Annotated in this window: 19 protein-coding genes; 3 read left to right on the top strand and 16 right to left on the bottom strand. The window is 35.6% G+C overall.

Features of this window, described 5'->3' with window-relative positions:
- Positions 1 to 12 precede the first annotated feature (12 nt).
- The 3 genes from HND39_14295 (at position 13) to HND39_14305 (ending at position 5,424) form a co-directional block, all read left to right on the top strand.
- The gene (locus HND39_14295) at positions 13 to 3,273 is read left to right on the top strand and encodes a T9SS type A sorting domain-containing protein (GenBank protein ID QKJ97361.1); all 3,261 of its coding nucleotides are present in this window, start codon (positions 13 to 15) and stop codon (positions 3,271 to 3,273) included.
- 328 nt (positions 3,274 to 3,601) lie between these two features.
- Entirely contained in the window at positions 3,602 to 5,011 is a 1,410-nt protein-coding gene (gene atpD / locus HND39_14300; GenBank protein ID QKJ97362.1) for a F0F1 ATP synthase subunit beta, read from the top strand.
- Complete coding sequence (locus tag HND39_14305; GenBank protein QKJ97363.1) at positions 5,011 to 5,424, top strand: F0F1 ATP synthase subunit epsilon; 414 nt, start codon at positions 5,011 to 5,013, stop codon at positions 5,422 to 5,424. The genes atpD and HND39_14305 overlap by 1 nt, the downstream gene beginning before the upstream one ends.
- A gap of 37 nt (positions 5,425 to 5,461) precedes the next feature.
- Here HND39_14305 and HND39_14310 read toward each other — a convergent pair whose 3' ends face one another.
- From HND39_14310 to HND39_14385, 16 genes are all read right to left on the bottom strand, one after another.
- Entirely contained in the window at positions 5,462 to 6,136 is a 675-nt protein-coding gene (locus HND39_14310) for a hypothetical protein (GenBank protein QKJ97364.1), read from the bottom strand.
- Between the two features lie 14 nt (positions 6,137 to 6,150).
- On the bottom strand, positions 6,151 to 6,759 hold the full coding sequence (locus HND39_14315; protein QKJ98019.1) for a superoxide dismutase: 609 nt from the start codon (positions 6,757 to 6,759) through the stop codon (positions 6,151 to 6,153).
- Positions 6,760 to 6,900: 141 nt separating this feature from the next.
- Positions 6,901 to 7,251, bottom strand: a complete 351-nt coding sequence (locus tag HND39_14320) for an iron-sulfur cluster assembly accessory protein (protein QKJ97365.1) — start codon at positions 7,249 to 7,251, stop codon at positions 6,901 to 6,903.
- A gap of 26 nt (positions 7,252 to 7,277) precedes the next feature.
- Positions 7,278 to 7,583, bottom strand: coding sequence for a hypothetical protein (locus tag HND39_14325; protein ID QKJ97366.1), 306 nt, complete (start codon positions 7,581 to 7,583; stop codon positions 7,278 to 7,280).
- Positions 7,584 to 7,628: 45 nt separating this feature from the next.
- Positions 7,629 to 8,036, bottom strand: coding sequence for an Rrf2 family transcriptional regulator (locus tag HND39_14330; GenBank protein QKJ97367.1), 408 nt, complete (start codon positions 8,034 to 8,036; stop codon positions 7,629 to 7,631).
- Positions 8,037 to 8,148: 112 nt separating this feature from the next.
- Entirely contained in the window at positions 8,149 to 9,684 is a 1,536-nt protein-coding gene (locus HND39_14335) for a T9SS type A sorting domain-containing protein (protein ID QKJ97368.1), read from the bottom strand.
- Between the two features lie 307 nt (positions 9,685 to 9,991).
- On the bottom strand, positions 9,992 to 11,497 hold the full coding sequence (locus tag HND39_14340) for an NADH-quinone oxidoreductase subunit N (GenBank protein ID QKJ97369.1): 1,506 nt from the start codon (positions 11,495 to 11,497) through the stop codon (positions 9,992 to 9,994).
- Between the two features lie 5 nt (positions 11,498 to 11,502).
- Positions 11,503 to 13,092: an NADH-quinone oxidoreductase subunit M gene (locus HND39_14345; protein ID QKJ98020.1), complete on the bottom strand. Its 1,590-nt coding sequence runs from the start codon at positions 13,090 to 13,092 to the stop codon at positions 11,503 to 11,505.
- Between the two features lie 138 nt (positions 13,093 to 13,230).
- Complete coding sequence (nuoL, locus tag HND39_14350) at positions 13,231 to 15,327, bottom strand: NADH-quinone oxidoreductase subunit L (protein ID QKJ97370.1); 2,097 nt, start codon at positions 15,325 to 15,327, stop codon at positions 13,231 to 13,233.
- 3 nt (positions 15,328 to 15,330) lie between these two features.
- Positions 15,331 to 15,639 (bottom strand): NADH-quinone oxidoreductase subunit NuoK, encoded by a 309-nt coding sequence (gene nuoK / locus HND39_14355; protein QKJ97371.1) that lies wholly within the window; start codon positions 15,637 to 15,639, stop codon positions 15,331 to 15,333.
- Between the two features lie 101 nt (positions 15,640 to 15,740).
- Complete coding sequence (locus HND39_14360; protein QKJ97372.1) at positions 15,741 to 16,229, bottom strand: NADH-quinone oxidoreductase subunit J; 489 nt, start codon at positions 16,227 to 16,229, stop codon at positions 15,741 to 15,743.
- Position 16,230: 1 nt separating this feature from the next.
- The gene (locus HND39_14365; GenBank protein QKJ98021.1) at positions 16,231 to 18,090 is read right to left on the bottom strand and encodes a T9SS type A sorting domain-containing protein; all 1,860 of its coding nucleotides are present in this window, start codon (positions 18,088 to 18,090) and stop codon (positions 16,231 to 16,233) included.
- 900 nt (positions 18,091 to 18,990) lie between these two features.
- Entirely contained in the window at positions 18,991 to 19,533 is a 543-nt protein-coding gene (locus tag HND39_14370) for an outer membrane beta-barrel protein (GenBank protein QKJ97373.1), read from the bottom strand.
- Complete coding sequence (locus HND39_14375; protein ID QKJ97374.1) at positions 19,530 to 20,117, bottom strand: NADH-quinone oxidoreductase subunit I; 588 nt, start codon at positions 20,115 to 20,117, stop codon at positions 19,530 to 19,532. Before HND39_14375 ends, HND39_14370 begins: the two co-directional genes overlap by 4 nt.
- Before the next feature lies 1 nt (position 20,118).
- A complete protein-coding gene (gene nuoH, locus HND39_14380) occupies positions 20,119 to 21,192 on the bottom strand; it encodes an NADH-quinone oxidoreductase subunit NuoH (GenBank protein QKJ97375.1) in 1,074 nt (357 codons plus the stop codon).
- A gap of 115 nt (positions 21,193 to 21,307) precedes the next feature.
- Positions 21,308 to 24,904 carry a T9SS type A sorting domain-containing protein gene (locus tag HND39_14385; protein QKJ97376.1) on the bottom strand — a complete coding sequence of 1,199 codons (3,597 nt, stop codon included), beginning with the start codon at positions 24,902 to 24,904 and terminating at the stop codon, positions 21,308 to 21,310.
- Positions 24,905 to 24,914: the final 10 nt, after the last annotated feature.

Consider the following 24,914-nt stretch of genomic DNA (forward strand, 5'->3'; position numbering starts at 1 on the left):
TAAATACCTTCTATGAAAAAATTAATATTTCTTTTGCTGCTTTTGATTGTACCATATTTATTCAGCCAGCCAATTGTAATCAATGAATTATACAACTCGGTTGCAAATGATGAATGGATTGAACTGCTTGTTTTGGAAGACAGTCTGGATCTGAGAAACTGGGATATCAGAGATTTCAGCAGTGGTGGTTCTGCACAAGCGCCGTTAGTTTTTTCGAATAACAATCTTTGGAGCAATCTTCAAAAAGGTACGATCATTATTATAGCAAGACCGGAAAATGCTTTCAGTGAAGATTTTGACCCAAGCGATTATTTGCTGGTAATTAAATCAAACAACGCAATTTATTTTTCCGGTAATGTATTTTTAATTGCCGGAAGTTCGGAGGCTGTGCAAATCAGAAACACTTCGCAGACTCATGTCTTTGGTGTTTCCTGGGGTGCAGCAAATCAAAATAGCTTACCACAACCGAAAGTACATTTATCCGGAACATCTCCAAGCAATACTTCAGTCTATTTCAAGGAAGATAGCCTGCCAGAAATATTAGTGGCTTCTAACTGGGCAATGAACGGAACTGCAACAATGGGTGCTGGTAATACATCAACCAATATTGCATGGATACTCTCATTAAGAACAAAACCTGAAGGCTCAGGAATAGTATATCTTGAGCCATTAGTTGCTTCTGGAAGTTCTGTAGTTAACTTAAAGTTTATGTATAAAAGAGATATTCTGTACAATATTGATGCTCTGAAAATTATTTTTCCTGTTGGATTTTCGTGGTCACAAAATCCTGCTCAGATTTCGATTGAAAATTTCACAGCTTCTATAACGGTCGAATCAGATACAATCAGTTTTTCAAATGTAATTTTTCAAAATGATTCTGTTGTAATCACTATTCAGGATGTAACTACACCCACATTCACTGGTAAGTATAAATTTAAATTTCAATCGGGAATGGGTTCTGTTGTTGATGACGTAAATCCTTCACCGATACTCACAGTGTACGGTGATCCTATTCCAATTGCACAAGCAAAAGAAAATGATACATCAGGTGTTGCTGTTTATTACGGAAACCTTGTTTCGATAAGAGGAATTGTAGTTGTTGCAAATCAGTTTGGCAGCCCAAGTTATATTCAGGATAATAGTGCAGGCATTTCAATTTTCGGTTCAAGTTTTTCTGATTCTGTGCAAATAGGAGATGAAGTTCTGGTCTCCGGGACAATAACTCAGTTCAACGGTTTGAATCAATTAGAATTTCCTTTGTTGCATCAGATTATCAGTACAGGAAATACAGTTGAACCAATTTTAGCAACTCCGTTTGATCTTGCGCATGATGGACAAGGTGGTTTGGAAAATTTTGAAGGACGATTTGTAAGACTAAATAATGTACTCGTAACGGAATTAAACGGAACACCTGTTTCTAACTGGGCTTATAAAAATTACATGCTGACTAGTTCCAATTCTGCTGATACTGTGCAAATCAGGATTGATAATGGTACCAATATAATTGGTAGTGTTGCTCCTGCCGGAAGGTTTGATATAGTTGGAGTTCTTAGTCAATATAAAACCTCTCTGCCATTTATTGGTGGTTATCAGGTGATGCCAAGAATGTTAACTGACATTATTTCCAGTGGTCCTTTGTTTGAAGAATTTCCCGAAGAATCCGATTTGACGCCCGGTTCAATTACGCTGGATTGGAAAACAATAAATCCTGGAACTTCACGTGTTCGATATGGACTTACTCCAAACTATGAACTCGGTATTATCCAAATTGATGACAGCTTAAGAACTAATCACAGCATTACTGTTAGCGGATTACTGACTGCAACTATTTACAATTTACAAGCTTTCTCTGTTGCAAATTCAGATACAAGTTTTTCCGGCAACATTATTTCAAGTACAAGTTCGGATTTCCCGACAACCGGTGAAATAAATGTTTACTTCAATAAGAATGTTTATTTTGGGGTATCATCTGGTGTAAACGCAAATCAAAATGTTGATTTTCTAAGCAAGGCTGTCGAAAGAATAAATAATGCAAAACGATCTGTTGATGCTGCACTTTATAGTTTGAGTGGTTCAGTAGGAGATAATCTGGCGACTGCAATCATCAACGCAAAAAATCGCGGTGTTAAAGTTAGAATAATCGGAGAATATGATACCCGGAATTCAACATCTTACCAATCATTAATTAATAACGGAATTCCGTACATAAATGATCGCTTTGGTAATAATGATGGCAATGGTTTACAACATAATAAATTTTTTATAATTGATTATCGCGGTGGTTCGCCTGACAGCGTTTGGGTAATGACCGGATCGTGGAATCCGACAGATCCGGGGACTAATAATGATCGGCAAAATCTGATTGAAATTCAGGATGTTGCACTCGCTGGCGCCTACACAGTTGAATTCAACGAGATGTGGGGAAGTAATAATGAAGTTCCAAATGCTCAGTTCTCCAGATTTAGTTCAAGAAAGTATAATAATACACCGCATATTTTTAAGATTAATGGAAACAGAATTCAAAGTTATTTTAGCCCAAGTGACTTTACAAATTCCAAAATCGGAAAGACTTTAGGTAAAGCTCAAAAATCTATCAATGGAGCTGTTATGACAATTACAAGACGCGATTTAGCCGATACAGTAATCGTAATTAAAAATGACGGGAAGAAAACAAGATTAATTCTCAGCAACAATACCGATACAGGTTCGCAGTTCAGTTACCTTCAATCAAACGGAGTGGATATCCGGTTGAAAGGTTTTTCCGATGGGCTATTGCATCATAAATATGCTATTGTTGATGCTGAACCTTATGGATACCCCGCAACAGTAATTACAGGTTCACATAATTGGTCATCTTCTGCGGAAAACAGCAATGATGAAAATACAATCATTGTTCAGAATGACAGAGTTGCGAATTTCTATTTACAGGAATTTGCTGCTAGATATTACGAAGCCGGTGGTCTTGATTCAATTTTGATTTCTAGTATTGAAGATGAGTTTTCGGTTCCGAGTAGTTTTTTATTATACCAAAACTATCCAAACCCATTTAATCCAATTACGACAATCCGTTTTCAGATTCCATCGCGACAGAAGGTTGAACTCAAGGTTTATGATATTTTAGGAAGTGAAGTCGTTACATTGCTCAATGAAGAAAAGCTTGCGGGAATTTATGAAATAAAATTTAACGCTTCAGGTCTGTCGAGTGGCGTCTATTTTTACCAGATTAAGACGCAGGATTTTATACAATCTAAAAAGCTGATTTTACTCAAATAATCCTCAATTAATGAAGAGTGATTAAGATATCAGGTACGGTAATTATTGGGATATATTTATTCAATCTTTATTAAGAAATAAAACAGATTAATAGAGACTTCTGAATTATTATGAATGTGTCACTCTGAAGAGTCTCATTTTAATTTAAAAACCAGATATTTCACTCCTGCCTTGCCGGCAGGCAGGTCGTTCAATATGACAAATTAGAATTTTTCAGAAGTCTCTAATAATAATTCACATATCATTTTTATGCCTGTATTATTTGTTTAAGTTCCGTATCAACTTTAATTTTACAATTCAATTTTCTTAAAACTTTTCAGGGATAATAATGTCAGAAATCAAAGGAAAAATAATACAGGTAATTGGACCAGTTGTCGATGTGGAATTTGAGGAAGGTCATCTTCCGGATATTTACACTGCAATAAGAATACCTCGCACAACTACAGAAGGCGTAAAAGATGATTTGATTGCAGAAATACAGCAGCATCTTGGTGAAGATAGGGTAAGAGCCGTTGCGATGGATTCAACTGATGGATTGGTAAGAGGTATGGATGCATTTGATACCGGCGGTCCTTTATCAATACCTGTCGGTCCTGAAACTTTAGGAAGATTAATCAATGTTATTGGAAAACCAATTGATGGTTTGGGTGAAATCAAAACACAGAAATCATATCCTATCCACCGACCTGCTCCTGCATTTAAGAATCTATCTACAAATTCAGAAATGTTTGAAACAGGAATAAAAGTTATCGATTTGATCGAACCATACACAAAAGGTGGAAAGACCGGATTGTTCGGCGGTGCTGGAGTTGGTAAAACTGTTATCATACAGGAATTAATTCATAATATTGCTTCACAGCATGGCGGTTATTCAGTTTTCTCAGGTGTTGGTGAAAGAACACGTGAAGGAAATGATCTCTGGATGGAAATGAAAGAGTCAGGAGTTTTAAGCAAAACCGCTCTTGTTTTTGGTCAGATGAATGAACCTCCCGGTGCAAGATTAAGAGTAGGTTTAACCGGTTTAACTGTAGCAGAATATTTCCGTGATGAAGAGGGAAGAGATGTACTTTTATTCATTGATAACATTTTCAGATTTACACAAGCTGGTTCAGAAGTTAGCGCATTGTTAGGAAGAATGCCGTCAGCAGTTGGTTATCAGCCCAATCTTGCAACTGAAATGGGGGCACTCCAGGAAAGAATTACTTCAACAGATAAAGGATCAATTACATCTGTTCAGGCAATTTATGTTCCGGCAGATGATTTAACCGATCCGGCTCCGGCTGCAGCATTTGCTCACCTTGATGCAACAACTGTATTAAGTCGTCAAATTTCTGAACTTGGTATCTATCCTGCTGTCGATCCACTTGATTCTACATCCAGAATTCTTGAACCGGGAATTCTCGGGCAGGAACATTATGATGTAGCAAGACGATGCAAAGAAATTCTTCAACACTACAAAGATCTTCAGGATATCATTAACATTCTTGGAATGGATGAACTATCTGATGAAGATAAAACTATCGTACGACGTGCAAGAAGAATACAGAGATTTTTAAGTCAACCTTTCCACGTAGCTGAACAGTTCACAGGCTTTGCTGGAAAATACGTTAAACTTGAAGATACAATTCGCGGATTTAAAGGAATCATTGACGGGAAATACGACGATTTACCGGAAGGAGCTTTCCTTTATGTGGGTACAATAGAAGAAGCAGTTGAAAAAGCAAATAAGATGAAATAATGGCTATACTGAATCTTGAAATAATTACTCCTGAAAAACCTGTATTTAATGATTATATTGAATCTGTTACAATTCCTGGAACACTTGGAAGTTTTCAAATTCTGAAAGACCACGCACCATTGCTTAGTTCATTTGAAGTTGGTGTGATAAAAGTTAAAAAGAATTCTGCTGATTCTTTTTATACAACTTCCGGTGGAACAGTAGAAGTAAATCAAAATCAGATTTTAGTTCTGGCTGATTCGATTGAAAAAATCAGTGATATTGATGTTGACCGGGCTGAACAAGCAAGGAAAAGGGCAGAGGAAAGACTGCGAAAAAAAATGGATGCTGATATTGATGAAGCTCGCGCAAAATCTGCGTTGAATAGAGCTTTGAACCGATTAAATGCAGTTAAGATGTATTCCGGAAATTGAGTATCAGGATCTTTGGTCTGATTCGTTCAGCAAAAAATTAATTCAGAAATCCATCCCCCAGAATAATTTCTCTAATTACTCTATTTGCTTCTAATTTTTCTTCCAGCTTTTCAAAGTGTTCAAGAAGATAACTGAGTCTCTTATTTTCGTTTTGAAGAGTGAGAAGTTCTTGCTGCTGCAGAATTGACAAACCCGATTTCTCAGCAATTTTAAATGATTTCAAATGTGCCTTTTCTAAAGCTTCCCAAAAACCTTTTCCAGCATCAAAGTTTGCAAGACGTAACATCTCCTGCACTCTTTGCTTCAATGCAAAGAATAAATTGTAGTTCAATTCAGTATCGGATTCCGTTTCAGTTATCTTATTCACATCACTCAAATAATATCCATCAGGATGCATGAGAAGATTTAATCTCTTAAAACGCCATCTTCCAACCACAACTATATCCAACTCACCCGATTCATAGATTTTTATCACATCCGCAATCTCAACGTAAACACCAATCTCAGAAATATTTTCTCCAATACGTGGTACGATTCCAAATCCCGTTTTATGCAATAGACACTTGTTGATCAGCGTTTTGTATCTTTCCTCAAATATATGGAGGGGATATCTTGAATTCGGAAAGACTACTGATGCAAGAGGGAATATTGGTATCTGCATATTAACTTCTCCCTGTTTTAAACCGGAAGCAATCAATGTGACTGCTTCCATTGAAATAATTTAAATTACTTAGCCTCGCTGAATCGTTTAGATGCTTCAGCCCAGTTTACAACATTCCACCAGTTCTCGATATATTCTGCTCTTTTATTCTGATATTTCAGGTAGTATGCGTGTTCCCAAACATCCAGACCAAGTATTGGTGTTCCTTTAAAATCAGCAATATCCATCAAGGGATTATCCTGATTTGGTGTAGAACCAATAGCGAGTTTTCCATTCTGTTTAACTAGCCACGCCCAGCCCGATCCGAATCTGGTTGCGCCGGCGTTACTAAACTGAGTTTTAAATTCACCAAATGATCCAAACGACGATTTGATTGCATCGGAAAGAAGTCCGGTTGGCTCACCACCGCCATTTTGTTTCATCAAAGTCCAGAATAGAGAATGGTTCCAATGTCCACCGCCATTGTTTCTAACAGCAGCGGGATATTTGGAAATATTTGTTATAAGATCATCAAGAGATTTAGATGCCATCTCAGTTCCTTCAACAGCTTTATTGAGATTATTTACATAAGCAGCATGATGTTTGTCGTGATGAATTTCCATTGTCATTTTATCAATGTATGGTTCTAATGCATCGTAGCTGTAAGGCAAGGGAGGCAATTCAAATTTTGCCATAATATTTTTACTCCTTTCGAAATTGTTAGAAATATATTTTAAATTTTTTGAAAATGGTTCCATTGCAGAAACTGTGCTTATTGCTGCAACAGAGTAGAGAAATTTTCTTCGGTTCATAGCATCCTTTCATTATATGATTGATTAAACTCCAAACGATTCACCGCAGCCGCAAGTTTTTGCTGCGTTCGGGTTGTTGAAAACAAATCCTCTTCCGTTCAATCCATCGCTAAAATCAAGTTGTGTCCCCATCAGATAAAAAAGACTTTTGCCATCAATAAATAATTTAATTCTTTCAGATTCGATTATTGTGTCACCTGGTTTTTCAACTCCATCAAAATTTAAAGTGTACGTTAATCCGGAACATCCACCGCCTTTTACACCTACTCTCAATCCGTAATTCTCAGGAATGTTGTTCGACTGCATAATACGCAGGATTTCGTTTCTTGCTTTTTCTGTTACTTTTATTTCGGAATTAATATTTAAATCTGTCATAATTTGACTCTTAATTTTAGAAATTGTTAAAAAGGATCACCGGGCGCAGCAGTTACGAATTCCTGTTTGTTAATCTTCCATGACTGATGATTTATTTTTACAAAAAGATTTTTATCCTCGTAATGTTTTGCCATATCTTCAGCGAGCTTTTCTGCCATCTGGTAGCTTGCTTTTATTTCTTTCTTTTCCAAGAAACTTCTTATTCCATATTGAAAATCGCGAAAGAATAAATTAGAATTGTGAAAGATTGGAAACTTAGCTTTCAGGTAATTCAATAATTCTTCATCATTTCTTTTTAACAATTCGAGATTATTTTGATACTTATCTGACATTCATCCCTTTCAAATATTATTTATAATTTATGAAATTTAGTTCTCTTATAGAATATGAGCAATCGTAGTCTCTGTAAAAACTTTATCTATTTTCTTCTGCACTTCTGCAAGCGGATCTTTTATTTTGCAGCAACTATAATGTTCGCAATCTGCTGATGAACTGTTTGCTTGCATACAATCAACTATTTTAAAATTTGTTTCAACTGCTTTGATAATATCTATCAAAGAAATTTTCTCAGCTTTTTTAGCGAGTGAAAATCCACCGTTTGTTCCTTTCGCAGAAAATGCTATTTCACACTTAACAAGATTCTGCAAAACCTTTGCAACCAGAGGATAAGGTATTTGATATTTCTCTGAAATCTCTTTTGCTGTTGAGTAACCTGAATGGTTTTTCAGAGCCATATATTTGGCTGCCATCAACGCATATTCTGTTTTTTTTGATAGTTTTAGCATACATAAAAGACTATTTTGGTCTGATATAAACTATGGATTGTGGTGTTTAAATGCAAGTCGGAGGCCTCACCCCGTCCCCCTCCGAAGGAGAGGGTGGATGAGTGTTTTTATTTCATTTTAACAAAACTAATTTCTTTGTAGCGCTGAATCCTCCGGCAGTTAATCTATAAAGATATATACCACTTGAAAGATTACTGCCATCAAATTCTATTTCATAATTACCAGGATGTTTTTCCTCATTAACCAGAACTGCTATTTCTCTTCCTAAAATATCATAAACTATTAATTGCACTAAAGTCCCTCCTTTGGAGGGATTTAGGGAGGCCGGTATTTCATATTTTATTTTTGTTGACGGATTAAATGGGTTGGGGTAGTTTTGGGAGAGTGAGAACTCATTAACAAATGGAATAACAACTTCTACAATTTGTGAATATTCAAAAGTGCCATCATAATCTATTTGTTTTAGTCTGTATTGATACTTGCCCGGTTTAACATCGTTATCCGTAAAACAGTAATGCTGAGTTTCTGTTGTTGTTCCCTGTCCGGGAACAAATCCCATTTTATTCCAATCTTCATTTTCGGTTGAGCAAAGAATCTCAAATCCAGAGTTGTTTGTTTCTGTTGCCGTTGACCAGGTTAATTCCACCTCATTTTCTAAAACTTCTGATGTGAATGAAATAAGTTCTACTGGAATGCCACCATTTGGAGTATAAAGAATCGTTCCATTTTGACCAACTGCCCAACCATTATTGGTGTTTATGAAGAAAATATCATTTAGTGTGTTATTAGTATTAGAATTTTGAAGTGTCCAAGATGAGCCACCATTTGTAGAGTTATAAATTTGATTACCGTACGTGTACCACCCAATTTGTGATGTAATGAATTGAAAGTTATAAACTGGCTGAGCTTGTAGTTCCCAGTTGACACCACCATTGGTTGTTTTAAACAAAGCATTGGGTCCATAAACCCACCCAAGATGAGTATTAATAAAATCAAGATCCGTAGGTTGAAAATTTTGTGGTAATGGTACTTGTTGCCAGTTGTTTCCTCCATCTGAAGTTTTAAAAAGGGTGTCGTCTCCAGCAACAATCAAATTCATATAATCAATAGCATCAATTTGAACTAGTCTTCCCCAATAATTTGGTGGAAAATTTTTATCCAACCAAGTAAGTCCTCCATTTGTTGTTTCTTTAAATAAAACAGGAAATTCTGTAATACCATCTTTAATTGAACGTATTGTTTCTTCTCCAACTATCCAACCTATATCTGGGCTTATAAATTCGAAATCATGTATAAATTCGTACGAACCCATAACCGAATATATTTCTACCCAAGTATTTCCCCCATCGGTAGTTTCTAAAATGGCAGGGCCAGTAAGCCAAGTAGATATCCATCCAACATTTTCACTATGAAAGAATATTTGAAAGACTGGGTTTTGTGTATACTGATATTGCCAACTCTGCCCACCATCCGTTGTTTTGTAAATTACTTGATAAGTTGTTGCCCAATCAACTAGTTCATTGACAAAATAAACACTGTAAAGATTGTCAGTAGTTCCGCTATTTTGCTGATACCACTGTGCAGATATAGTAATAGAAAGAATGAAAACCAGAAGAAATATTTTAAGGATTCGCATTTTACGCCTCATTAAAAATTATAACTAATAGAAACTTAAAAAATTATTTTGAGAAAGACGAGAGGGACTATTTCGTCCCTCTGGGACTTTTTGATATTTCTGGATTATTTTTTATAGGTATTATGTCCCTAACGGGACAAACTAGGATTGGTGATATTAGTTTTAGGTAATTATAATCCCGTGAGGGATTAAATATTTCTAGCATTAATAATACGTCGGGGTTTTCAAAGTCCCGGTAGGGACGATATAGAGTTGGCATTGAAATCTAATCCATATTTCAAATGACAGAAAGATACTGAAACAAGTTCAGCATAAGTCATTAAAACCCTAATATCGCAGCGGAGGTTTTTGCAAGATTTACAATCGGAGTGAAGTAAACACCAAATACAAAAACAGGAATAAGCAGAAGGAGAACTACAATCACATTACCAAAACTAACCTGAATTTTTTCGTGCGATGTTTCAGTTCTAACAAGATAAAGATTTTTCAAAACACGAACGTAGTAGTAGTATGCAACAACTGTGTTTAACAAAGTGATGAATGCAACAACAATCATATCAGCATTTATCAGTGCAATGAAAATGTAAAGTTTACCAATGAATCCGCCAGTCGGTGGTAAACCAGCTAATGATAGTAAGAAAATTGATAAAGCAATTCCAAGAAATGCAGTTGATGATCCCATTCCTTTATAGTCATCCATTTCTTCACTTCCGATTTTGTTTGCAATCAGCATAACGACAAAGAAAGCACCGAGATTCATAAAAAGATAAATTGCAAAATAAACGAGAACAGCAATCACACCATCGTTTGAGAAAATTGCAACTGCAAGAAGTAAATATCCAGCGTGTGCGATACTTGAGTATGCGAGCATTCGTTTAATATTATCCTGCCACAGTGCAGCAAAGTTTCCAAGTGTCATCGTCAGGATTGCAAGAGCAATTAAAATTCTTTGCCAGTCAATAATATTTAACATTATCCAGCTTCCATCGGGAGAAATATTCTGGAAGAAAGTTACTTTGAGAAATCTAATGAGCAACGCGAATCCAGCAGCTTTACTTGCAACTGAAAGATATGCTGTAATTGCAATCGGAGCTCCTTCATAAACATCCGGAGTCCAGAAATGAAATGGTGCTATAGAAATTTTAAATCCAATTCCACTAAGAACCATTATGCCTGCAAATATGAATGTAAATCCTCCAGTACCAGTGTGTTGAAGAAGAGCATTCATTTCGTAAAGATTGGTTGTGCCAGTAAGTCCGTAAAGAATTGAAATGCCAAACAACATTATTCCTGAAGCGACACTTCCGTAGATGACATATTTCAACGAAGCTTCTGAACTTCTTTCAACTGTTTTAAGATAACCAGAGAGTACGTAGGAAGAAAGCGACATCAATTCAATTGAGAGGTAGATGAGAATTAAATCCGTTGCTGATGAAACAAGGAACATTCCGAGAACCATTCCAAGAATTAAAGTATAGTATTCACCATGCCGGTCAGGATTCTTAATTATTTCATTTGATGTAACTGAAAACATCACAACAAATATTGTTGAAAGAATTACAATCAATTTGAAGAATGCCGCGAATGAATCAACTGCAAGCATTCCGACACTTGTTAAATCATATCTGAATGCAAAGCTGTTCATATTGAATTGTTCAACAACATAGTAAGCAATAACCAGCAACCCGATTATTAAAATATAGGGAAGTATATTTTTCCTCTTATCAAATATCAGATCAAAAAGGACAACTACTACCAGCAGGATTGAAAGAGCAATCTCTGGTTTAATAAGCTGAAGACTTGTTGTTAGATTTTCAATGTTCACTTTTCTTATAATCCACTTATTGAGCTAAAGAATGATTGTGAGTCCTGCATAAACTTAACCATAGAATTAACTGAAGAATTCATTATATCGAGCATAGCAGAAGGATACACACCGAGGAAAATTATTATCAATGTTAACGGAATGAACATTGCGTATTCTCTTCCATCAAGATCTTTGAGTGCATTCCATTTTTCTTTTAAAGTTCCGAGATAAACTCTCTGCATTGTCCATAACATATAGCCAGCACCTAAAAGTATTCCAAGAGTTGAAACGATAGTGATAATTCTAATAACGTCATGACTGAATGCACCAAGGAATACAAAAATTTCAGAAATGAATCCGCTTAAACCAGGAAGACCAATTGCGGCAAAGAATGCAACCGTAACAAAGCCTGTGTAAATCGGCATTTGAGTAGCCATTCCTCCAAAGTCATCGAGATTTCTTGTGTGAGTTCTATCGTAAAGCACTCCAACAATCAAGAAGAGCATTGCAGTAATAGTTCCGTGATTGAACATTTGAAGTATCGCACCGGAAATACCCATCGTGTTCAGTGCAGCCATTCCAAGCAAGCAGTAACCCATATGAGAAACTGAAGAGTAAGCAATCAGCTTTTTGAAATCTCTTTGTGCCATCGCAGCAAGAGCACCATAAATAATATTTATCATTCCAAATAATCCAATGTACCATGCAAGATCTTTTGTCAACTCAGGGAAAATTGGATAATTGAATCTGAGTATTCCATAAGTTCCCATTTTCAGGAGAACACCTGCCAGTATAACGCTGATTGGTGTTGGAGCTTCAACGTGTGCATCAGGCAGCCAGGTATGAAAAGGGAACATAGGAATTTTAATTGCAAATCCTGCGAACAAAGCAACGAACGCAATGAATCGCCAGTTGTTCGGATTAAGCGGAGATAAAATTCCATCGACAGTGTAATTAGCCGTATTCATCATTTCAAGAATGTTGAAAGTAAATACTTTTGAACCATCGGCAAGTGTTTCGGTTGTACTGAAATAAAGTCCGATCATCACAAGTAAAATAAAAATGCTGCCAAACAAAGTGTAGAGGAAGAACTTGATTGCTGCGTATTCTCTTCTCGGACCTCCCCAGATTCCAATTAAGAAATACATTGGCAGAAGCATAATTTCCCAGAAGATGAAGAACAAAAAGAAATCCAGAGAAACAAATACGCCCATCATTCCAGTATCGAGTAAAAGGAACAGAGCGAAATAACCTTTGAGTTGACGATCGATAGTCCAGGAAGATAAAGTTGCGATGAACGTGACAATTGCAGTTAAAAGTATTAATGGAGTACTTAATCCATCAGCACCTAAAAAGTAATCAATTTTTATTGTTCCGATCCACGGGAAATCTGAAATCTCGATCCATCGGAATTTTTCAACAAACTGAAATGTGTTTGCATCGTTAATACCTCCGAGCGAGTAATTGTAGTTGTTCATTAACACAATAGCAAGAACAACCTGCACACCGGTTGCAAGCAATGCTGTGTATTTGATTGCAGCTACATTCTCTTTCTTCAGGAAGAGAATTATCACCATTCCGAGAACCGGAATAAATGTTAGAAATGTTAGTATTGGAAAATTCATTTATCTACCTATGTATTTTCAATTTTTTTTTCGTATCTCAGTTCTCCTGAACCGAGAATTTAATTTTACAAACTCAGGACTTTTCCAAAGGAATCCCTTCGGGAGAGAACTGAGCTACAAATTTTTCTAAAATGATTTAAATAAAAACAACAATATCACGATTGAAAAAATTACCATTATTATATATGTCTGTACTTTACCTGTCTGGACTTTTCTAAACATCAGTCCTATCATTGCACTAATCCATGCCATCAGATTTACAAGACCATCAACAACGACATTATCAAACTTTCCTATAAAATTTGAGAAAACCTTAGTAACAGTTGCACTGCCGTCAACAATTCCATCAACTATTACACGGTCAAACCAGGCAACTAGCCAGCTCAGCCCTAATGTTCCTGCAATAAATGTTTTATGATAAAGTTCATCGAAGTACCACTTGTTGTAAGAAAATTTGTAAAGTGGTTTAAATCTTTCTGCAAGATTATCAGCATTTATCTTCTTCCATTGATAAATTGAGAAAGCAAGAAGTATTCCTGCTACTGCAACAAGCAGTGATAGAATAACTGCTGTTCCGTGTGCGTGATGTAATGCATCATAATATGTTTTTGAGTACATAATCTCGTGTTCTTCAGAGGAATTTGACAATGCAGCTTCATCAGATTTCATAAAATCCCACCGAACATTTTCCGGAGTGTAAATCACCGGAGCCTTAATCCATTTAGAATAAAACCAACCTGCATCAGGACTCATTGGATTTGGTGTGTACCAGAAGAATAATGAAAGTAATGAAAGGACAACTAACGGCATTGCCATCACAAATTTTGATTCGTGTGCGTGATCAAATTTGTGTTGATCTCTCGGTTCACCGTGGAATGTAATTATCACAAGTCTGAACATATAAAATGCAGTCAACATTGCAACTAACAATCCTACAATCACAAACAACCAATGTCCTGTCAAGTCTCCAAAAGCAAAAGCACCTGAAAGAATTCCATCTTTACTTAAGAAACCTGAAGTGAGAGGAATGCCTGAAACTGCTAATGAAGATATTAAAAATGTTGCGTACGTAATTGGCATTTTCTTTCTGAGTCCGCCCATATTCCTGATATCCTGTTCGTGATGCATAGCATGAATAACAGAACCAGAACCAAGAAAGAGACACGCTTTGAAGAATGCGTGAGTAATCAAATGGAAGAATGCAAATTTGTAAGCACCTACTCCGAGTGCCATTATCATATAACCTAACTGCGAAACTGTTGAGTACGCTAAAACCCGTTTGATATCATTTTGAGTTAAAGCGATTGTTGCAGGAATGAATGCAGATAATGCACCAATGGTCGCAATAATCAGCATTGCATCAGCAGTGAGTATTCCAAAAACTCTTACAACAAGATAAACGCCGGCAGCAACCATTGTTGCAGCATGAATTAACGCACTGACCGGTGTCGGACCTTCCATTGCATCAGGAAGCCAAACGTGTAAGGGGAATTGTGCTGACTTTCCAACTGCGCCACAGAAAATTAAAACGCCCGTTACCGTAAGCCAGAATCCACTGTTGAATGGAAGATTACCTTTTGCAATTTCACCAAATATTTGTTCGAATGAAAAAGTGTTATAAGTAAAAAATAGAATTAGCAAACTTGAGAGCATTCCAAGATCACCAATCCTGTTTACGATAAATGCTTTCTTTCCAGCATCTGAAGCAGATTTTTTTTCAAACCAGAATCCTATCAACAGATAAGAAGAAAGACCAACGAGTTCCCAAAACATAAACATCATCAGCATATTGTGAGTGAGAACGATACCTGACATTGAAAATGTAAACAGACCTAAATAAGCAAAGTATCTGTTGTATCGAATGTCATCTTTCATATAATCGATTGAGAAGAAATGAACAAGGAAACTAACTATGTAAACGACAACAATCATCAATGCGCTGATATCGTCAATCAGCACTCCGAGATAAATATTGATTGAACCGATAATAGGAACGCTGCCCATATCAATCCATTTAAACTCCGAAACTATTCGTGCATCAGGGAAGGAAGTTAGTTTTCCAATGAGAAGAACAAAAGCAAGAACAAGTCCGGAGAACATAACTAATATTTCAAAGAAAAATATTTTCGGAACTTTCTTGCCGAGCAGTAATGTAACTACAAAACCGAGAAGCGGTAAAAAGAGTACGATAACTGAAAGTTGTGTTAAGAAATTTTCACTCATTTATTAATCCCGGAGTTCGTCGATTTCATCGACATTTACATTTACAAAAGTTTTATAAACATTTAACACAATAGCCAGAGCGATTGCAGCTTCAGCGGCAGCGAGGACAATTACAAAAAGTGCGAACAACTGTCCTTGTAAGCCAAAATTTCCAAATCTTGAAAAAGCAACGAAATTGATGTTTGATGCATTGAGAATTAATTCAATTCCCATAAGAACCATAATTGCATTCTTCCTTGTTACGATGCCATAAATTCCAAGACAGAATAAAAGCGTGCTGACTACTAAAAAATGTGTTAAAGTTACTTCCATTTAAGAATTAAAAATTAAAAATGAAAAATTAAAAATTGATTTCAGTATTTTTAAAAATCTATTCATACATTCATACAACCATACAATCATGCTGTTGACTTTCACTTCCTCGCCATTGATGCTGCACCGATCAGTGCAACCAAGAGTAAAATTCCAAGCAGTTCAAAAACTAAAACGTATTCATTCAAGAGCATATTACCCAAAGTAGATAAAGTTGATTCTGGTATTTCAGATTTAGAAATAAACCAATCTGTATTAAATATTACTGCGCCAATAATTCCTGTGAATAATCCAACTCCAATTGCCGCTGGTAATGTTTGGACTGTTCCTGTTTTAATATCTACACTGGTTATTTTATTTGTGATCATCACTCCGAAAATCAGTAGTATCAAAATTCCGCCTACATAAACAATCAACTGAACGATTGCAACAAAATCAGCACCGAGCAAAACATAAATCCCTGATACACCAAAAAAAGTAAATAGTAAAAAGAAAGCAGCACGAACAATATTTCTTGTCGTCACTACAAAAAATGCTGAAAGCAATGTGACTGCCGCAAATAAATAAAATATGATATCGTAAATGTTCATTTTATTTAACTAAAATCATTTTCTTAGTTTGCTGAAATTCTTTCGCCACTAATGTGTAAAAATAAATTCCGCTTGAAAGATTTTCCGCTTCAAATGTAACTGTGTATTCACCTACTAACTTATCTTCATTAACAAGTACTGCAACTTCTTTTCCTAATACATCGTAAACTTTCAGAGTCACTAATCCATTTTCTTTTACCGAATATTTGATTTGTGTGGTTGGATTAAATGGATTCGGATAATTATCAAACAGTTTGTTCTCCTTCGGAATTAAAACTTCCTCGTCTGTACTTGTTAATTTATTAAATGCAAAGGTTGTATCTGTTTCATATCTTCCCACTGTTTTAATGACATATGCTATTCTTTCAGTTGGCACATTATCAAATTGAAATGTGAAATCAATCGATTCTCCCGGTAATATTTCCGCATAATTCTGATCTATACTGCCCAAAAGATTATTTACGTTGCCCTGCTGATTGTGAATCGCACCAATTAAATTAAGTGTTCTTGTCCGTGCAGTTCTTATATTTATAACAATAGCCAGATAATCAAGCACGAGATCTCTATTGATTTCTATTTCAAGATTTCCTGGTGGAACATTTCTCAAACTTTTTGCAATAACACTTCTATTTGGTCTGAAAAATAATCCACCAAATGGTGGGTTATCGCTATCTTTACTATCTAAACTTTCATCACCATCTTTTTGTTTTGCTACTTTTAATGTGATTGATTCCTGATCTTTAATCGGTACTTCTCCACCTAATACAACATCCTCATCGTCTTCATCTTCAGGTGTAAGTGAATTTCTCATAACTGTCAAAACATCTCCTTCCACTAGTGATATATCAATTGAATCCATTGAAGTAAGAATATCAGTAATATCTGTTTCGCCGTTAAGCATCACAGATACTGGTGCAGTTGACTCTTTATAGTTTATTATCTCTCCATCATCGTTTACAGCCACCAACTCATCTCTTCTTACTCTGGTTACAATAAGTTCTGCATAATCCAGCCACGTATGTTCTGTCTGCGGTTCGTGTACACGTAGGTTTATTTGATTACCAATTGGTGTTATAACATTTTGTGCAAGATAGTAATCGGTTACATCTAATCCTGGATTGCTTGGTGATTTAATGAGTAAAGGATTATCATCTGTTATTTCACCGCTGACATCGTATGCAAGTGTTGGACAACTACCTCCACCACCTCCTGGTGCGCAAGTTTCAACGGTTACATGATGATAGTCAACCACACTTTGATTCCCATTCCAAACGGTCAATTTTAAGTAGTAATGGAAGGCCGAATTATTATATAAAGTTAATGTCGAACCATTTCCTCTTATTAAATAAGTGCCACAATTACCAAGGTCGTCGCCACAACAAGGATACATTTGTTCCCATTGATATGTAACGCTACCCCAAGAACCAACGACAGTCGAAGTAAAATTACTTGTAGTATATTTTTGAGCGTTTGTCGGTCCTGAAATTGTAACACTTAACGGAGGCGGAGGTGGTGGAATAATTCCTACCTCATTAGCAAACCAATAAAGTAAACCTGCTGTAGCTCTTATTACATGAGGGAATGTATTATCTCTAATATTTATTTTTTCTGTTTCAGTTAAGGTCGCGCCAGTTAAATTGGTTGGTTGAATATTATAAGGATAATAAGGTATCATATAAGGTGGAGGAGATATGACATCATCACCACTAAAATCTCTACTCCCAAAATGATCTGCATATTGATTTTGATCATACATCAAGTAACGTAATGGATCAGGTTTATTTAATGGATCCATAATATTACCAAATATATTCCAAACACGTGTTGCATTCCAATATGTTGCTAAAGTGCCGTACGCCATTGCATTCTCATAAGGATCAGTATCAGGCCAATGAACATCACAATGAACATGTGCCGGGACAGACATGTCTGCAAGTAAATGACACATCCTACCAAGTATTTCCCAAGTTAATGTGTTAGCAAGGTACTCAACGGAGATGTTTTGAAGATTAGTATTTGTCAATAATCGAGGTGGATTGTAGTAGACTGTTCCACTACCAAAAAATTCAACTGCAGTCACATAAATTTTTTTATTTTGATACATATCGGATAGGGAGTTATATGTTAAATGTAAGTTTGCCCACTGGGTTGCACAAGGTACACCATTACCATTAGGTAATCCCCAGACAAGTGCCAAGTAATTTTTGATTTCCCAATCTCCACTAACATATTTTCTCAGCTTCATTAATGCATTAGGATAGTAGCCATCAAATGGAGCATTTAAATGACTTAGATACTCGTCACCGTAATCTGCGTTCCAAAAGTGCGTAATGCTTGCCCATGCCATCCTTGAAAGATCACCGATTCCATCACCATAGCCATACATTACATCCTCTTCATCCTCTCTAAACGCTCCAGCAACAATCTTACCCTCAATCCATGGATTTCCATTTTCCCCCGGCCAATGACTAACAAAGCCACCATCTTCGTTAAATCCTAAAGCTGCTTGCATTATAGGAATATTACGTCTAAGGTATTGTGTTAGTAATGCGTAAGCTTCTCTAACAATATATTGATGTGTCCTTTGCTCATGTGCATAATTTTCAATTGTTGAGCCAATAACGATATTTAGCAAAATAGCAATGTTTAAAAAAATATTTTTCATGATGTGGTATCTTTCTACATATTTATTGAAGTTATAATTTTTAAACCCAGAGTGATACTAAACCGTCTTAAAAATAAAATTAAATACTCTTATTACTTAGTTTAAACTATACTGAATACCTAATCCAACTAACCAAGAACTATATGCAGGCAATCCTCCGCCGAAATTCGGAGAGCCTGTCAATTGTTTTCTTAACTGGATAAATCCATCAGCGTTTTTTGTAATTACTAAACCAACTTTTAGTGCAACATCAAATGAAAGTGAAAAATCCGAGTTCTCGCCGTAAATTGAATTTTCGGATGATACATTTGCAATACCAGGGCCGAAGAGCAATTGTATATAGACATTATCTATATCCCATTTGTGTGCTACTAATAATGGAAATTCAGACAAAGTTACAGTTTTATCAGCCCCATTTTCATTAGATTTCCAGAGATTATATTCAAGCTGTAAACTCCAGCCCAATCCTGTTGGAAAATTAACGAAAGCACCAAACCAAGGTCCTGTATCTAAGTTAACATCATCAGGCAATTGTATCCCTCCATAAATTCCAAAGCCAAGTCTTTTTGATGATGATTCTTGAGCATAAGCAGTTATAAAAACCATTGTTAACAAATAAATAAATAATATTTTTTTCATAATTTATTTTCCTCTTTGTTATCCTGTTTAGCTTCTACTGGTTTGTTAGCTTGAACTACTGCAATTTTTTCTCCGGCTTTGACGGTTTCTTTCTTTGCTTGTAATTCTTCGTAATTCTTTTTCTTCTGGATTCTTTCTTCAGGAAGAAGAGTCACAAAATCATAAACAAGGTTTTCTCTCTGGAATTCTGAAAATTCATAAGTATCAGTCATATAAATACATTCAGTAGGGCAGGGGAATACACACAACTGACAGTAACAGCATTTAGCAAAATCTATATTGAATGTCGTAACCCAGAGAGCTTTCTTTTTACCGTTTGATGTTGTTCCGAGATCTTCTCCCGGAATAGATTTAACTGTTTCAATTTCAATACAATTTACCGGACAAGCACGAGCACATTGATCACAGCCGATACAGTCATCCATATTAACATAAAGTCTGTTACGTTCTCTTTCCGGTAGTTGTGGTTTTACCGATGGATACTGAATTGTTACTGCAGGAATGAAAACGTGACGTAATGTTACTTTCATTCCGATAAGAATCGTGTATAAACCTTGCCAGAAATTGTAAAAATAATTTTTCATATTAAATCAATACTATCAATCCAACTAATAAAAGAATTACAAAAGAAATTGGAATTAAATATTTCCAGCAGAATGCCATTAGCTGATCAACTCTGAATCTTGGTAATGTCCATCTTAACCACATTTGAACGAAGACAAAGAATAATCCTTTTGCTGTGAACCAAAAAAATTGTTCAATCGGAACTAACCAGGTCCAGCCAAGTGTGTTACCGAGATATCCGAATGGGGATTGATATCCGCCAAAGAACATAATTGCAACAATTGCAGATACAGCAAACATATTTGCGTACTCAGCAAGGAAGAACATTGCGAATTTCATTCCTGAGTATTCTGTGTGATAACCTGACACTAATTCTGATTCTGCTTCAGGAATATCAAAAGGTGTTCTGTTAACTTCTGCGAGTGTGCTTGTGTAAATTATCAAGCATCCCATAATCATTAATGGAAGTAATAATATTTTCTGAATACCGAATTCGGGACCGCCGAAAATGTACCAATTCCAGAAATATGCTGTTTGCATTTCGCTTAAATCATAAAAACTAAGAGTTCCACTGATTATGACAATTGTTAAAATTATGAGCAGAGTTGGAATTTCATAACTAATAATCTGCGCTGCAGAACGCATTGCACCAAGCAGTGAATATTTATTATTTGATGCCCAGCCTGCCATCAGAATACCTGCAACAACAAGTCCGGTTATTCCAACAATGAAAATAATTCCAAGATCTATTTTTGAACCTATGAAAAATCCTGAGAAGGGAATTACAGCAAAAGCTCCGTAACTTCCCATAAACACTAACAAAGGTGCAAAGTTGAAGAGAGTTTTATCAGTGTCCCTTGCAACTAAATCTTCTTTTTGTAAAAGTTTTATTATGTCAGCAACAGTCTGGAGAATTCCGTGGTAACCTGTACGCATTGGTCCCAAACGATCCTGCATATGAGCAGAAACTTTTCTTTCAGCTAAAACTGCAGCCAGGGCAAAAGGCAAAATAAAAACAAATAAAGGCAACAGACTAACAATGAACATTGCAAGAATTTCACTTCCGGTAAGATTAAATAACCATTCGTACATCATCTGTCGATTTCTCCTAAAACAATATCAACGCTGCAAAGATTTCCAAGAACAGATAATGTAGAAAGAAAAGTATCTACACTAATTAAAGAGAATAATTTGAAGTAGTGAAGCATAATTATTTTACTAAAATCATTTTTTTAACATTAACATAATCATTCACATTCAATCGGTAAATATATACACTGCTGGCAAGTTTACTTGCATCAAAGCTCACTTCGAACTTCCCAACTTCTTTAAATTCATCAACAAGTGTAGCTACTTCATTTCCCAGAATATCATATACTTTGATAGCGACATTTCCTGATATTGGTATTTGATACTTTATTGTAGTTGTTGCGTTAAATGGATTAGGATAATTCTGTTCCAAAGCATATTCTGTCACCACTTCTGAACCTGAATATGAAATAACATTTTGATTTTGCTTTGGTAAAACATTTTCCTCAGCAGATATATTTGCCATTGCATACTCACCTCCAATGTTTTCTTCAACTACAATACGAACTCTTACTTTTTTATTTCCTATTCCGTTTGTGTTTATTGAAAACGATTCTCCATAATACGGAATGACGTTCTGCTTTGTAAATGTTACAACAGTGTATTCACCGATCACATTATTTGTATTTGCATTTATGAGTTGAAGTTTGAATTTCACAAACTCATTCTCTGCAAGGCTTTGAACTGCATTTAATGAATCAGATACACCATATTCTATGGAAAAATCAAACTGTGAAGAATTCGTAACATTAAATTTCTGAGTGCTCAGGTAGTAATTCAACGTATCAAGGTTTGTGAAATCTGGATTTATTCCGGTTGGAATAAAATCAATTATGTTGCCATTAAGATTTACGTCCCCTAATGTGAAATAAAACTCAGCGCTGTCACCTATTACGATACCCTTCCTACCACAGGCTATTGGTATTTCTGTTACTTTTTGAAGACTTCCAAGACTGGCAGACATTGTAAAGCTGTAAGGCAATGTTGTATTCTGGAATGACATTGCGTACATATTATTTGTACTTGAACCATTACTCAGGTGAGTTTGCTTACCTGTTGTCCCAAGATTTTTTTCTGAACCCCAATACCAAACCTGTCTGAACTTATTTCTCGTACCACTCTGGTCGCCATAAGCAATGATTGCTTTCCCATCATCTGTAGTTCTCATACTGTGGCTGCTTACATTTGTGCCGAAAATATAAAACTGATAGTTGAAGTAAGTAACAACTTGCTTTTGACCTATTCCATCTAAATAATTTTCACCGAACCAGCTAATACGGTAATCATTATTAGGCATAACACTTATTGATGGTTGCTCGTTTTTAGAAAAACCTGCCTGACCATACGCTAAAAGTTGTGATTGCTGGATATCACTTGCACCATTTATCGGAACTAAATTTGCAAATTCAATAAATGTCTGATCTCTGTCCCAAGCTAACCAAAAACTATTTAATTGAAGTTTAGAAGTTCCGATTGTTGGATTATTTCTGAACGCTTCAAATGGATTTGAAATGGTGCGAGGATCGAAATACCAATAAAAGTCGTAGTAGGGTGGATAGGGTGGATTTGAAATAGTAACTTTTTGACCAAGACTATAAAAAATTTCACCCGAAGCATTCCAGGCAACCATTAATCTTGTGTATGTCCAGGCAATTACTGGTTTTGAATCCGGAGTTACTTGACCCCATATAGAATTATCTGCAACTATTGATTCACATTTAAATACACCATTTTCATAATATTGTGCGGCTATCACAGATTCATCTCTATTATATACAATAATTATATCATTAGTGCCTGGATAAAAATCTATTGATGGATGAGTTGCAATTCCACCATAGATTGGTTTGCCACCATTCATTATTTCCCAGGTCTGTCCGCTGTTCGTACTTCTTTCATACCAAACTTTGTTCATACTCTCATAAACAATATGCAAGTGACCACTGTTTGTTTTGATAAATCTTCTCTGCCCGGGATTTTGATAAGCAGTCGTAGTATTAGAATGGTGAGGGTATTTGTAAAGCGCGATATATGTCTCATTGTTAATTGGTGTGATCGTTCGTGGATTGGGCACTAATAAATTATCACTCCAGCCAGCATAATTATACAACTTCCCATTGACGCTGATTGGATTGTAAGCTGTTAATTCAAAGCTATTGCCCCAGTAAACGATTTTATTAATAGGTGAATTATATGGAATATTGTTAGTTGATTGAATTAAGTTTTTTATATCTACCTGGCCATTATTTTCTGTGTCAAATTCAAAATTATTTTTAAGCGTTAGTGAAAAAGGATCCGGATATAGGTACACAACTCCTGAAATATCATCTGTTTCAAGCGTTCTCTTTTTCGTTTCGTTCGTACTACTATAACCATACATTGTTTTTTCACCATCAGTATTACCATACAAATCATGTAAGTTTAATGCATGGCCTAATTCATGAGTTGCAATGTTTTGTACGTCCATTCTACCAGTTTGACTTGTAGTTGTCCATTGATAAGATACACCATTAAAATAAATATCGGATTCAAATATTTCATTTAACCATGGATTCGGATTAAAACCCCAAATATTTACTCCGATTGCTGAAGAAGCATAAGGCCAGTTGCTTTCAATCCATCCAAAATCATTATAGTTATCAGAACTTTGAGGTGTTCTGGTAGTTGTTCCTCCATATACAAAAGAAAGATTTGAATGACCCACAATATTCCAATTTTGAATTGAATTTTGGATCTCAGTAAATTCATCTTCAGTGTCGGGCGTGCCGTTTTGATTAACGTAAAAAGTTATTTGTGGATCGAGAAATTTTTTATTTGGTGTTGAGAATGTCACGTTAAATTGTTCACCATTACTAGTTCCTCCAGAAGTAATAACATAAATAAGACCGCTACTGGTATGAGGAAATTTACCCGCAAGTGTATATTGACCACCAGGTATTTTACACTGAATATGTGTATCACTCCATAATAAAACATATTGAGCATCTACGGGAATGCTTCCGCTTTCATAAAATCTAACAACACTTGTGCCTTGAGTAGTGCCAAAATTTGAACCATAGATGTCAATTATTGTCCCTCTTTCACCTGGATTAAATGGATCATTTGGATTAATTGCAAATGGTCTTAAAGCAGGACCAATATTTGGAGTAATACTTGAAACAGATGGCACCGATTCAGGTGAATTAGGTCCGTTGTTTGGGGACTTATAATTTATCTCAATTTTGCCTTGCTCACCTTTTTGAATGAAGTTCTTTAATCCTAAAATAAAACCATTTGCATCTATTTCATCACCTTCATAAAATATCTTGTTATTAATTATTTCGAAATTGCCTTGTATCCATTCGGTAACTGTTTGTCTTCCTTTGTAATCATTCGTGATAAAAACTATTGATTCTTCACCAAGATCAAATTGTGGTGTGTGCGATACCATCATCCCAACATCACCAATAATACCTCCAGGGACTACTACTCTTTGTTTTTCTGAAGAAGTTCCTTTGATTGTTTCGATTACATTAAACTCTACAATTGTTATAATATCCTTACCATTTGTATCATATTCAGACCATTTCTTGGAAACTATACCTTTAATTATCAAAGGTGAATTAACCGATATTTCTTCCATCTCGACTTTTAACATTTGTGCTTCAACAATAAAAAAGTTAAATGAAATAAAAATCAAAACAATTAAACTCAATTGTTTGTTCAGTAAAGTTTTCATTTTTTTCTCC

The sequence above is a fragment of the Ignavibacteriota bacterium genome (assembly GCA_013285405.1).
Classification (GTDB): Bacteria; Bacteroidota; Ignavibacteria; order Ignavibacteriales; family Ignavibacteriaceae; genus IGN2.